The 11,764-nt window shown below is 67.6% G+C and carries 13 protein-coding genes; 6 read left to right on the plus strand and 7 right to left on the minus strand.

All coding sequences use genetic code 11. The features are described from left to right. Window positions 1-54: 54 nt before the first annotated feature. From AB0M24_RS44180 to AB0M24_RS44190, 3 genes are read right to left on the minus strand one after another with little or no spacing between them, the layout of a single operon-like run. Window positions 55-1,374, minus strand: coding sequence for an MFS transporter (locus tag AB0M24_RS44180; protein WP_363780536.1), 1,320 nt, complete (start codon window positions 1,372-1,374; stop codon window positions 55-57). A gap of 58 nt (window positions 1,375-1,432) precedes the next feature. Further along, a complete protein-coding gene (locus AB0M24_RS44185) occupies window positions 1,433-1,858 on the minus strand; it encodes a MarR family transcriptional regulator (protein ID WP_363780538.1) in 426 nt (141 codons plus the stop codon). 40 nt (window positions 1,859-1,898) lie between these two features. Then, window positions 1,899-3,332, minus strand: coding sequence for an NCS2 family permease (locus tag AB0M24_RS44190; protein ID WP_363780540.1), 1,434 nt, complete (start codon window positions 3,330-3,332; stop codon window positions 1,899-1,901). Between the two features lie 16 nt (window positions 3,333-3,348). On the opposite strand from AB0M24_RS44190, the gene AB0M24_RS44195 reads away from it, so the two are divergent. Further along, window positions 3,349-3,615: a DUF2530 domain-containing protein gene (locus tag AB0M24_RS44195; RefSeq protein WP_363780542.1), complete on the plus strand. Its 267-nt coding sequence runs from the start codon at window positions 3,349-3,351 to the stop codon at window positions 3,613-3,615. A 285-nt stretch (window positions 3,616-3,900) separates the two neighbouring features. On the opposite strand, the gene AB0M24_RS44200 is transcribed toward AB0M24_RS44195, so the two are convergent. Then, complete coding sequence (locus tag AB0M24_RS44200; protein WP_363780544.1) at window positions 3,901-4,521, minus strand: superoxide dismutase; 621 nt, start codon at window positions 4,519-4,521, stop codon at window positions 3,901-3,903. 91 nt (window positions 4,522-4,612) lie between these two features. On the opposite strand from AB0M24_RS44200, the gene AB0M24_RS44205 reads away from it, so the two are divergent. The 3 genes from AB0M24_RS44205 to AB0M24_RS44215 all read left to right on the plus strand — a co-directional run bounded on the left by AB0M24_RS44205 (window position 4,613) and on the right by AB0M24_RS44215 (window position 7,625). After that, window positions 4,613-6,265 (plus strand): ABC-F family ATP-binding cassette domain-containing protein, encoded by a 1,653-nt coding sequence (locus AB0M24_RS44205; RefSeq protein ID WP_363780546.1) that lies wholly within the window; start codon window positions 4,613-4,615, stop codon window positions 6,263-6,265. Continuing rightward, a complete protein-coding gene (locus AB0M24_RS44210; protein WP_030467775.1) occupies window positions 6,262-6,672 on the plus strand; it encodes a hypothetical protein in 411 nt (136 codons plus the stop codon). Before AB0M24_RS44205 ends, AB0M24_RS44210 begins: the two co-directional genes overlap by 4 nt. A gap of 68 nt (window positions 6,673-6,740) precedes the next feature. Next, window positions 6,741-7,625, plus strand: coding sequence for a hypothetical protein (locus tag AB0M24_RS44215; RefSeq protein ID WP_363780548.1), 885 nt, complete (start codon window positions 6,741-6,743; stop codon window positions 7,623-7,625). Window positions 7,626-7,628: 3 nt separating this feature from the next. Here the strand turns inward: AB0M24_RS44215 and AB0M24_RS44220 are convergent, their stop codons facing one another. Next, window positions 7,629-9,125, minus strand: coding sequence for a glutamate--cysteine ligase (locus AB0M24_RS44220; protein WP_363780550.1), 1,497 nt, complete (start codon window positions 9,123-9,125; stop codon window positions 7,629-7,631). Window positions 9,126-9,334: 209 nt separating this feature from the next. Between AB0M24_RS44220 and AB0M24_RS44225 the strand changes: the two genes are divergently transcribed. Then, complete coding sequence (locus AB0M24_RS44225) at window positions 9,335-10,126, plus strand: RNA methyltransferase (protein ID WP_363780552.1); 792 nt, start codon at window positions 9,335-9,337, stop codon at window positions 10,124-10,126. On the opposite strand, the gene AB0M24_RS44230 is transcribed toward AB0M24_RS44225, so the two are convergent. Both AB0M24_RS44230 and AB0M24_RS44235 read right to left on the minus strand, forming a co-directional pair. Then, complete coding sequence (locus AB0M24_RS44230) at window positions 10,123-10,728, minus strand: DUF2537 domain-containing protein (protein ID WP_363780554.1); 606 nt, start codon at window positions 10,726-10,728, stop codon at window positions 10,123-10,125. The genes AB0M24_RS44225 and AB0M24_RS44230 overlap by 4 nt on opposite strands. 59 nt (window positions 10,729-10,787) lie before the next feature. Next, entirely contained in the window at window positions 10,788-11,201 is a 414-nt protein-coding gene (locus tag AB0M24_RS44235; protein WP_363780556.1) for a MarR family transcriptional regulator, read from the minus strand. A 90-nt stretch (window positions 11,202-11,291) separates the two neighbouring features. Between AB0M24_RS44235 and AB0M24_RS44240 the strand changes: the two genes are divergently transcribed. Next, window positions 11,292-11,720 carry an SgcJ/EcaC family oxidoreductase gene (locus AB0M24_RS44240; protein WP_363780558.1) on the plus strand — a complete coding sequence of 143 codons (429 nt, stop codon included), beginning with the start codon at window positions 11,292-11,294 and terminating at the stop codon, window positions 11,718-11,720. Window positions 11,721-11,764: the final 44 nt, after the last annotated feature.

The raw sequence follows: 11,764 nt of genomic DNA on the forward strand, positions 1-11,764 counted from the left end.
CAAGTCGACGAAAAGCGTGTCGACTTGACCCAACCCCTCTGGCGCGGCCAACGATCAGCCACGACTCGTGACGGGACCCACCCCACCTGTTCGTTTCTTGGCTAAGGGCAGCTCGGCTTCGCCGTCGCCTCTTGCCTCGCCTTCGGCTTTGGCTTCGGAGGGGCGTTTTCGCCACCTCGGGCGAGCGATGTCCCCTCGCCGCACCAGGATGATCCAGGCTGTTGCTGTCACCACTACTGAGACGATGCCGCCCACGATGATCGGCGCGCGGCCGTTGATCTCGCCCAGCCAACCCATCAGAGGGCCGCCGATCGGGTTGCCGCCCAAGAAGACCAGCATGTAGATGCCCATGACCCGGCCGCGCATCTCCGGTTCTACGGCCAGTTGCACGGTGGCGTTGGCGGTGCTGTTGAAGGTCATCATCGCGATGCCTACCGGGATCATCATCAGGCCGGTCAGGAGCATCGTCGGCATCATGCCCGAGATGATTTCCAGCAGTCCGAAGAGCACGCCGGAGCCGATGAACACGCTCATGCGCGGCGTTCTGCGGCGGGTTGCCCAGGTTGCGCCTGCGAAGGTGCCCACGGCGATCAGGGTGGAGAGCAGGCCGTAGGCGTCGGCGTCGCCGCCGAAGACGTTGCGGGCCAGGATCGCCAGCGTCATGTAGAAGTTCATGCCGAACGTCGCGATGAAGAAGACCAGGAGCATGACGGTCAGCAGGTCTGGGCGGTGGCGGACGTAGCGGAGGCCGGAGAGGAGCTGGCCCTTCTCTCGTGGCACTGGATCGGCGCGTAGTAGTTGGGACGTGCGCATCAGGTAGATGCCGAGTACTACGCCTACGAAGCTGATGGCGTTGGCCAGGAAGACCCAGCCCGTGCCGATGGCGACGATGGTGACGCCTGCGATGGCCGGGCCGACGATTCTGGCCAGGTTGAACATCATCGAGTTGATGGCGACGGCGTTGGTCAGGGAGTCGCGGCCGACCATTTCGACCACGAAGGATTGGCGCACTGGGGTTTCCACGGCTGAGAAGCAGCCCAGGAGGAAGCAGAGCACGAAGACGTGCCAGAGCTCGACCACGCCGGTCACGTCGAGGAGGCCAAGGGCCAGGGCGCAGATGCCCAGGGCGGATTCGAGCCAGAGCAGGAGTTTGCGCTTGTCGCTGCGGTCGGCCAGGACGCCGCCCCACATCGAGAGCAGCAGGACCGGTAAGAACTGCAGGGAGGCGGCTATGCCGAGGGCTACCGGGGAGCCGTTGGTCAGTTCCAGGACCAGCCAGTCCTGGGCCACGCGCTGCATCCAGACGCCGATGAGCGAGATGATCTGGCCGGAGGCGTAGAGGCGGTAGTTGTATATGCCTAACGATCCGAACATGCCGGTACGCCTAGGTGGCGAACTCTCCGTTCCACCACCCGCGTAGCTCGTCACGTTGTTACTGCCCCGCCATCCTGTCGATGATCTCGGCGGCCTGGGAGAGCAGGGCCCGTTCGTCGGGCTCCAGTTCTGCCAGGCGCTTGTCCAGCCACGCCTCGCGCGCGGTGATCTCGTCTTCCAGGTACGACAAGCCTTCGCCGGTCAGCTCGACGATGGCTTGACGGCCATCGGTGGGGTGCGGGCTGCGCGTTGCGAAGCCGAACTCCTCCAGGGCCGCGATCACGCGGGTCATGGAGGGTGGTTGCACGCCTTCCTTCGCCGCCAGTTCGCCTGGGGTCAGTGGTCCGCACTTGTGGAGTGTGGACAGAGCGGACACCTGCGTCAGCGACACCGACGAGTTGGTGCGCTGGGCCCGCAGGCGACGGTTGAGGCGGACCACGGCAAGCCTGAGCTTGCTCGACAGTCCGTGCTGTTCGGTCGCCACGTAGTTAGCATACCTCACGAAATAGTTTCCTGCCGAAAGGTCAGTTGAGCAGGCCCTGGATCGGGCCGAGCGCGAAGTAGATGACGAACGCGGCCGCCACGATCCACATCAGCGGGTGGATGCCGCGTGCCCGGCCGGTCATGGTCCTGAGCAGCACGTAGCTGACGAAGCCCGCGCCGATGCCGTTCGCGATGGAGTAGGTGAACGGCATGACGACGATCGTGAGGAACGCGGGGAGGGCGACGGTGAAGTCGCTGAAGTCGATCTCGCGGATCTGCATCATCATCAGCGCGCCGACGATCACCAGTGCGGGAGCGGCGGCTTCGATGGGCACGATCTCGTAGAGCGGCGTGAAGAACATCGCCAGCAGGAAGAGGACGCCCGTGACGACGTTCGCGAGGCCGGTGCGCGCGCCCTCGGCGATGCCGGACGCCGATTCGATGTAGACGGTGTTCGACGAGCTCGACGCGGCACCACCGGCGACGGCGCCGAGGCCGTCGACGAACAGGGCCTTGCTGACGTTCGGAAGCTGGCCGTCCTTGTCGATCAGGTCTGCTTCCTTGCCGAGGCCCGTCATGGTGCCGACGGTGTCGAAGAAGTCGGTGAGGACGAGGGTGAAGACGATCAACGCGGCGGCGAGTGCCGGGAGCCTGGTCCACGCGCCGAACGAGACCTCGCCGATCAGGCTCAGGTCGGGGACGCCGAAGACCTTGTCCGGCAGGGCGGGGTAGCCGAGGTTCCAGCCCTTGGCGTTGGTGCCCGCGGACGGACCGGCCTTGACGATCGCCTCGAGGACGATCGCGAAGATCGCGGTGCTGACGATGCCGATGAGGATCGCGCCCTTGATCTTGCGCGCGAACAGCACACCGGTGACCACGAGTCCGACCACGAACACGAGCGTCGGCCAGCTGGCGATCGAACCGTTGATGCCGAGGCCGACCGGAACCGTGGTGTTGGCGGCGTCGGGAAGGCGGCGCACGAAGCCCGCGTCGACCAGGCCGATGAACGTGATGAACAGACCGATGCCGACCGCGATCGCGGCCTTCAGCTCGTCCGGCACGGCGTTGAACACGGCGGTCCGCACGCCGGTGACGACGAGAAGCAGCACGACGAGGCCGTTGACGAGGACGAGGCCCATCGCCTCGGGCCAGCTCACCTTGGCGGCGACACTCACGGCCACGAACGAGTTGATGCCGAGCCCGGTCGCGAGCGCGAACGGGTAGTTGGCGATCAGTCCGAAGAGGATGGTCATCACGCCGGCCACCAGCGCGGTCACCGCCGCGACCTGGCCGACCGGGAGGATGTTGCCCAGCACGTCGGGGTGCGATCCCGGCCCCGTCGGCGCGAAGCTGCCGATGATCAGCGGGTTCAGCACCACGATGTAGGCCATCGTGAAGAAGGTCACGACCCCGCCGCGCACCTCGCGCGCCACGGTCGACCCGCGCTCGGAAATCTTGAAGAACCCGTCCAGCATCTGGTCTCCTAACGATGTGTCCGAACGCGACCCCGCCGCCCCGCACCCGCCGCCGCTGCCTCATCGGCTGGCCGACCCCGTGCCGGTCGTGCTGGGCGGAACCGCGCTGTGGTTCCTCGGGTTTTTGATCGTGCTGGTCTTCGACCGCTCGAACAGCACGCTGCTCTGGACGACCCTGTCCGGCGGTCTGCTCGGGATCATCGGGTACGGAGTGTTCTACTGGCAACGCCGGGCCGCGAGGCGAGGGTCACGAACCGCTCAGCAGGGCCTCGAAGACGTCTAACCGCGGGTGAAGCCTCGACCCTGTCACTCGTTCGGGTGTTCTTCTCGGTATGCGTCCAGGTGGGGGCTGCCGTGTGCCCGGCCCACCGGCTACAACTCGTGCTCCTGATCGACAGGGCTTCCCAAGGAAGCCAAGTTAGGCTAACCTAAGTCACGTCGCTTCGTGGTGGGAGCGGCAGTCAGTTCGGGAACGGACGAGGCCCCCGCTCTGGGCAGAGCGGGGGCCTCGTCGTATCCGGCGAGCGGGGAGCTTTGTCGGAGCACCCACCGCCGAAGCTTCAGCGCGTCAGAGCCGCAGGCCGTTCTGGCCCGCCCGCGCGGCCTCGAAGCGCGCCGAGACGTCGTCCCAGTTCACGACGTTCCACAGCGCCGAGATGTAGTCGGCCTTGAGGTTGCGGTACTGCAGGTAGTACGCGTGCTCCCAGATGTCGAACGCGAGCAGCGGCGTGGTCGCGATCGACAGGTTCGAGTGGTGGTCCTTGAGCTGCAGCGTGACCAGCTTCTGGCCGATCGGCTCCCACGCGAGGATGCCCCAGCCCGAGCCCTGGATGGACGACGCGGCGGCGTTGAGCTGGCCGCGGAACTTGTCGAACGAGCCGAAGTGCTCGTCGATGGCCGCCGCGAGCTCGCCGACCGGCTTGTCGCCGCCGTTGGGAGACAGGTTCTTCCACCACACCTGGTGCAGCGCGTGGCCTGCCAGGTGGAACGCCAGCGTGGTCTCGAGGCCGACGATCGAGCCGAAGGACTCCTTGTCGCGGGCTTCCTCGATCTGCTCCAGCGTGTCGTTCGCGCCCTTCACGTAGGCCGCGTGGTGCTTGCCGTGGTGCAGCTCGTTGATCTCACCGATGATCGCCGGCTCGAGGTCGCCGTAGTCGTAGTCGAGATCCGGCAGCACGTACTGGGCCATGACATCTCCCCATTTGCAATCTCTTGGTACTTGCAACTTACTAGCAACAAGGCCGAGTAAACCAGTTGCCGGGGCACGTACCGTCGGAAGCGTGTCCGTGCTGACAGCCAGGAATATTTCGCTGTCGTTCGGTCCGAGGACCGTGATCTCGGAGGTTGATTTCGATGTTTCGCCTGGTGACCGTGTCGGTCTGATCGCGCCCAACGGTGTCGGCAAGTCGACTTTGCTCCGCTTGCTCGCCGGAGAGCTGCAACCGGAAACCGGTCAGGTCTCAAGCACCGGGACGGTCGCGCACCTGACGCAGGAGACCCTCCACCAAGCTGGAGAGTCGCTGCGGGACCACCTCGCCCGCCGCACCGGCGTCGCGAAGGCCGAAGTCTGGCTGCAAGAAGCGGCCGAGGCGCTCGGTGAGGGTGGAGGCGACGACTACCCGGACGCGCTCGACCACTGGACCGCCATCGGTGCCGGTGACTTCGACGAACGCGCGGACGCGGTGTGCGAACGCCTCGGGCTCCAAGCCGACCTGCTCGACGGCCGGGCGCCGGACGAGCTCTCGGGTGGCCAGCAGGCGCGCCTCAGGCTCGCCGCGGTGTTGCTGACGCGTGCGGACGTGCTGCTGCTCGACGAGCCGACGAACGACCTCGACGCGACCGGGCTCGATCTCCTGGAGTCCCACGTGCAGGGGTATTCGGGTGCGATCGTGCTGGTCAGCCACGACCGGGAGTTCCTCGCGCGCACCACGACCGCGATCGCCGAGCTCGACGAGTTCTCGCACAGGCTGACCGTCTTCGGTGGCGGCTGGGACGCGTACGTCGACGAGAAGGCGAACGCGGACCGTCGCGCGCAGGAGGAGTACGAGACGTATGCGGCCAAGCGGCACGAGCTCACCCAGCGCAGCCGGCAGGTCAGGGAGTGGTCGCGCAAGGGCGTGCGCAGGGCGACGAGTGCCAAGATGCGCAACGACGAGCCGGACAAGAACGTCCGTGCGGCTCACAAGAAGGGCGCGGAGAGCCTGACGGCCAAAGCGTCCCTTGTGGACCGTCAGCTGGACCGGCTGGAGGAGGTCGAGGAACCGCGCGAGGCCTGGCAGCTGCGGCTCACCCTGCCGTCGGCCGGTCGGGGCAGCGCGGTCGCGTTCACGTTGCGCCACGCCGTGGTCAGCCGCGGCGACGTCACGCTCGGGCCGATCGACCTCACGATCGGTGCGGGCGAGCGGTGGCGGATCACCGGTCCGAACGGGTCGGGCAAGTCGACGTTGCTCGGCGCCCTGCTCGGCCGGATTCCGCTTCGGGAAGGCGACCGCTCGATCGGGCCGGGTGTGGTGGTCGGCGAGGTCGACCAGCTGCGGGCCGAGTTCGCGAGCGACGAGACGGCGTTGCGGATCGTGGCCGGCGCGACGGGGCTGCCGGACGTCGAGGTGCGCACCCTGCTCGCGAAGTTCCGGCTGGGCGCGGACAGCGTGCTGCGGCCGGCGCGGGAGCTGTCGCCGGGCGAACGAACGCGCGCGGGCTTGGCCTTGTTGCAAGCGAAAGGCACCACGTGTTTGGTTCTGGACGAACCGACGAACCATCTCGATCTGCCGGCGATCGAACAACTGGAACAAGCGCTCGAAAATTACGAAGGCACGTTGTTGCTGGTCACGCACGATCGGCGGCTCGCTTCGGCCGTGCGGGTGGATCACGAGATCAACGTTCGCGACCTCCTCACGTTTCCGCTTGGAAAGGGTGGAAGATATGAGTCATGACCACCGAGGAGGACTGGCCGGTCGAACAGACCTGGTCGATGCGCAACACCCACTGGCATGCCTATGTGGAGCACACATCGCTCGACCACGCTTCCCCTCGGCAGGTTCGGCTCGAACGCACGCCTGAAGAAGTGCTGACCTCGCCCGCCGAGGTGGCGGCGTGGCTGGAGGTCAACCTCCGCAGCGCCACCCGTCCGGAGGAGACCGGCAAGAAGCGCGTGAAGGACGAGCGCGACTTCACCGACTCCAACCGCGTGCACGCGTCGCTGGCCTCGCGTGGTGAGTCGATCTACACGGGCGTGAAGGGCGAGCTCACGCTGGCTGTCGAGGCCGTGACGCCTGACGAGTGCCGGATCTCGCACGACGGTGCCGACGTCGCGCCTCTGAAGGCAGGTCGCCGCCGCTAGATCCGGGCTGCCGCGGCTGGACGGCGCCGCTACATTCAGTCCCTGGGGAGTTTCACTCTGGGGGCTCGATGAAGCGTTTCCCGCCCGTTCTGGGTGCGCTGGTGCTGGTGGCCGTGATCGTCGGATACGTGGTGTGGCAACGACCTGCCGAACCGCCGCCGCCACCCGCGCCGCGCAAGGACATCGTTCTGCAGTACTCGGACGGTTCGAAGATGTGGGGCACCACCGGCGTCCAGTACAAGGACGCGGTGGTGACGCGGGTGTTCGCCGAGCTCGCCGAAGCGTCGCTGTCCGAGGAGTCGCTCAGGGCCACCGGTGCCGTGGTGCGCACGACGATCAAAGCGAAGGAGCAGACCCTCGCGGCCGCTGTCCTCGGCAGGTTGGTCGCCCCTCAGCGGACGGTCCAGGCGGCGGTGACGGCGATCGATCCGGCGTCCGGTGGTGTGCGGGTGTACCTGCCTGGATTCGGCTGGGGCGACGACGTGGCGGGCGAGCGGCTCGAGCCGGGGCCGGGTCTCGTCCTCGCAGGCGAGAACGTCGTGCAGGCGCGGGTGTCGGCGCTCGACGTGAGTGCCACGTACGCGACGTTCGGAGCCGGAGGCGTCAAGCGCAAGACGCACTTCGTCGCGGAGGTCACTGCCGAGGACGGCAAGACGCTCCACCGCGCCCCCGATGCCGCGGACCTGGCGTACAGCGGGGAGTTCGTCGACCAGCTCACCGCTCGGCTCAAGGAGAACCCCGCGTGCAACGGGATCGCCTGCGCGCCGAGCCCGTACGCCGCCGAGCCGGGGAAGGTCCAGCACGCCTGGATCGCGGGCTACACACCGCAGCTCGCGGTCACCGTGCTCGTGAAGAAACGTCCTCAGTACGGCGAGGAGCAGGCCGACGTCCCGGTCGACGCCGACCTGCCCAGGGTGGTGTGGCAGGAGTTCCTCGCTGAACTCGGTGGGTGACGCTCACCCGACGTGCCACGTGTGCACCGGTTCGCCCGCGTGCATCAGCTCCATGTACCGCTTGAGCATGCCGGACAGGGCCGCTTCCCGGGACAGGCCGCGTTCCTCAAGCAGCGCAACGGTTTCCCGCTGCCACGACGATCCCGTGCGACGGGCGAGGCAGCGCTGCTCGATCACGCCGAGGTAGCGCTCGCGGGCTTCGTCGGAGACACCGCAGTCGCGCAGACCCTCGTGCGCCATCGGCAGCAGGCGGCGCAGCACCAGCTCGTCCGGCGGGATCCAGCCGATGCCCGGCCAGTACAGCTGGGCGTTCATGCCGTGCCTGGCGCCGGTGTAGAGGTTCTCCTCGGCCGCCTGGAACGACATTTGCGTCCACAGTGGACGTTCCTGGGACGTGAGCGCGCGCTGGGTGCCGTAGAAGAACGCGGCGTTGGCCATCGTGTCGAGCACCGTCGGTCCCGCTGGCAGGACGCGGTTCTCCACGCGCAGGTGCGGCACACCGTCGACGACGTCGTACACCGGGCGGTTCCAGCGCCAGATCGTGCCGTTGTGCAGGCGCAGCTCGGAAAGACGAGGCGCGCCACCGGCTTCGAGGGTCTCGATAGGGTCCTCGTCGTCGGTTTCGGGCAGCAGACTCGGGAAGTAGCGGACGTTCTCCTCGAACAGGTCGAAGATCGACGTGATCCACCGTTCACCGAACCACACGCGCGGCCGCACGCCCTGGTTCTTCAGCTCGTCCGGGCGGGTGTCGGTCGCCTGCTGGAAGAGCGGGATGCGGGTCTCGTGCCACAGTGCTTTCCCCAGCAGGAAAGCGGAGTTCGCGGCGATCGCGACCTGCACACCGGCCAGGCACTGTGCGGCGTTCCAGTGTCCGGCGAAGTGCGTGGGCTCGACCTGCAGGTGCAGCTGCACCGAAGTGCAGGCCGCCTCGGGGAGAATCGACTCCGCGTACGTGAGGAGCTTCTCGGGTCCTTTGCCCGGCATCGCCGGGCCTTCCATGTGCAGCACCATCTCCTCGCCGCGGGCCGCGAAGATGGTGTCGTTGAGGAGCGCGTACCTCGGGCTCTCGGAAAGCCACTTCCGGTCGAAGTGCCTTTCCCGCAACGTGGGCAGCACGCCGATCATGGCGAGGTTGGCGCCCACGTCGTGTGCCTTGGAATCCGCGCTGTCGAGCGACGAGCGCAGTTCTTCTTCCAGGCCAAGCATCTCACCCCCGGCCAGCTCGCGCGGGGGGACGTTGATCTCCAGGTTCTGCTGCCCCAGCTCGAGCGTGTAGGAGGGATCGTCGATCTTCTCGAGCACCTCCGAGTTCGCCATCGCCGGGCGCATCGCGTCGTCGACGAGGTTCAGCTCGATCTCGAGCCCCATCTGCCTGCGTGGAAAGGAAAACGTGTCTTCGGCCAGCATCGTGGAAAATGCGTCCAGACTTCGCTGCATCTTCTCCCGATAACGCTGGCGATCATCTCTGGTGAACGTGCGGCTGGACACTTCACTTCCCATGCCGCTACCCCTTCGCTCGGCGCCGGTGGGCGCGGGCCAGGCGGAACGCCAAACGTGACACAGCGGAAACCTCCTTTACATCGCCCAAATCGGTGCTCTCTGTCACGTCGAGGTAACAACCAGCGATCATCCGCTGGTCGGACGTGCGCGGTACCGCCCTCCGGACTACCTCGCCTGTTCCACGCCGAGCCGGATGCGAAACTTCCTCGGTGGCAAAGGTGATCGAGATCGACGACCCGGCCGACCCGCGGCTGGACGACTTCAGGGACCTCTCGACGGCCGACCGCAGGCCAGACCGCCCCGGAGGCCGTGGTCTCGTCATCGCCGAGGGCGTCGTGGTGGTCGAACGGCTGCTGGCCTCGCCGTACCCGGTGCGCGGCCTGCTCGGGGTGCGGCGCCGGATCGACGCGCTGGACCTCTCCGACCTGGACGTTCCTGCCTACGCGACGTCGGCGGAGGTGATGGCGGAGGTCGTCGGCTTCCACCTGAACCGGGGTGTGCTCGCGGCCGCCGACCGGGCTCCTGCCTGGGACGTCGCCGACCTGGCTGATCGTTCTCAGCGCCTCGCGGTGCTGGAGGGCGTGGGCGACCACGAGAACCTGGGCTCGATCTTCCGCAACGCCGCGGCCCTCGGCGTGGACGGCGTCGTCCTGGGTCCCGGCTGCAGCGATCCGCTGTATCGACGCAGCGTGCGGGTGTCGATGGGGCACGTCCTGCGGGTGCCGTTCGCTACCACGGATCAGTGGCCCGCGACGTTGAACATGTTGCGGCACAAGGGGTTCACAGTTGCCGCTCTCACGCCGCGCGCATCGGCCCTGCATCTTGCGGACGCGGGTTTGCGAGGGCGACGGGTCGCGGTGCTGCTGGGATCCGAGGGGCCTGGGCTGACCGAGGAAGCCATCGAGGCCGCCGACGTGGCCGTGCGGATCCCGATGTCGTCCGGGGTGGACTCGCTGAACGTGGCCACCGCCGGGGCGGTGGCGTTCTACGCGCTTCTTTAGAGCAACGTCAGGATCAGCGCGAGCCAGGCCACGACCACACCCGTGACCACGCCGTACGCCACCCAGCGCCACACCGGGACGCGGCGGCCCAGCCACACGCTCGGCGCGAGACCGCCGACGACCAGCACGTTCGCGACGAGCGCGAGCCAGTTGCTGGTCTCGCCGAGGCCCAGCGACAGCGAGACCACGGTGACCGTGACGATCGCCGCGGTGATGAAGCTGACCGTCAGCCCGGTGCCCCACGGGGTCGGTTCGGGCTCGTCCTCGGGTGCGGCGTGCGCGGGCTCGAAGTCCTTCGCGGGGTCTTCCGGCGCCTCGACGCTGACCAGCTCGCCGCTGACCGGGTCGGTGTAGCTGACCGCGGCGTTCATGACCGCCGCGATCCTGCCCGCCAGCTGCTTGCCGCGGCGGGTGATCAGCGCGCTGGCGACCCCGTCCTTGGGCGTCTCGGTGCGCACGACCGCGTCGGCCACCTTCGCCCACTCGTGCAGCGCCTCGGCGAGGTCGGCACCCAGCGGAAGGCTGTGCGGGTCGACCTCGCGCTCACCGGACTCGTCGTTCCCGGCGAGCACGGCGCGGCCGTCCCGGACTCGCAACTCCACGAACCCTCCTACGGTCTTCCGGAGCCTCGTCGCAGAACCTATCGGACTCCCGGCCGGTGCTAGGGCCGCAGCGCCTCCGCGGCCCGCTCGAAGTAGTCGAAGAGCGTCCGCCGCTCCTCTTCGCTGTAGCTCGCGAACAGGTCGCCGAGCTTCTTCCGCGCGGGCGCCAGCGCCTCGGCCAGCCTCGTCGGCTCTCCGAGCGGCTCGACGATGACCTTGCGCCGGTCGTCCGGTGACGGGGTCCGCCGCACGAAACCCGCCTGCTCCAGCCGGTCGATCAGCCGGGTCGTCGGTCCGGTGGTCAGGCCCGTCAGCGCGGACAGCTCGCCGGGGGTCATCGGGCCGTTGAGGTCGAGGACGTTCAACGCGTACAGGTCCGTGCCGCCGAGGCCGCACTCTCTCGCCGCGTGCAGGCCGTGGAGCACCATCGCGCCGATGTAGCGGCGGTAGGTCTCGTGCGCGTCTGTTGACACCGGCACACCCCGTTCGTAATCTCTTCCTCAACGCAGATACTTCTCAAACGAAGAGACTGCTTCAACGAAGAGAAACTAGCAGGGGGAACCATGAACGACGAAGCCGGAGTGCGCGCGCTGTTCGCCAAGCTCGCCGACGCGTGGAGCCGCGGTGACGGTGCCGCGTACGGGGAGTGCTTCACCGACGACGCGACCTACGTGGCCTGGGTCGGCACGATCTACCGCGGTGGCAAGGACATCGGCCGGACGCACCAGGTCCTGTTCGACACCTTCCTCAAGAACACCAAGATCGTCGGCCAGGATGAGCCCGAGATCCGCTTCTACGGGCAGGACGCGGCGGTGGTGACCACCCGCGGCGACGTCGGCAAGAAGGCCAAGGCGCCGAGCAAGGTGCAGACGACCGTCGTCGTGCGGCAGGACGGCGAGTGGAAGATCGCGGCGTTCCAGAACACGAAGCGCCACTCGATCCTGGAGACGATCTCGTTCCGGTTCCAGCCGGGCATCAGGCCGGCGGCGTGAGGTCGCGTTCGCGCCAGATCCCCATTGGCGCGAACGCGACCTGC

Source organism: Lentzea sp. NPDC051838, from assembly GCF_040681245.1.
In the GTDB taxonomy this organism is placed as follows: domain Bacteria; phylum Actinomycetota; class Actinomycetes; order Mycobacteriales; family Pseudonocardiaceae; genus Lentzea.

Excerpts from the sequence above, each read along its gene's own strand:
- AB0M24_RS44180 (WP_363780536.1), bottom strand. The coding sequence starts at position 1,374 with ATGTTCGGATCGTTAGGCATATACAACTACCGCCTCTACGCCTCCGGC.
- AB0M24_RS44190 (WP_363780540.1), bottom strand. The coding sequence starts at position 3,332 with ATGCTGGACGGGTTCTTCAAGATTTCCGAGCGCGGGTCGACCGTGGCG.
- AB0M24_RS44200 (WP_363780544.1), bottom strand. The coding sequence starts at position 4,521 with ATGGCCCAGTACGTGCTGCCGGATCTCGACTACGACTACGGCGACCTC.
- AB0M24_RS44210 (WP_030467775.1), top strand. The coding sequence starts at position 6,262 with ATGACCACCGAGGAGGACTGGCCGGTCGAACAGACCTGGTCGATGCGC.
- AB0M24_RS44215 (WP_363780548.1), top strand. The coding sequence starts at position 6,741 with ATGAAGCGTTTCCCGCCCGTTCTGGGTGCGCTGGTGCTGGTGGCCGTG.
- AB0M24_RS44220 (WP_363780550.1), bottom strand. The coding sequence starts at position 9,125 with ATGGGAAGTGAAGTGTCCAGCCGCACGTTCACCAGAGATGATCGCCAG.
- AB0M24_RS44240 (WP_363780558.1), top strand. The coding sequence starts at position 11,292 with ATGAACGACGAAGCCGGAGTGCGCGCGCTGTTCGCCAAGCTCGCCGAC.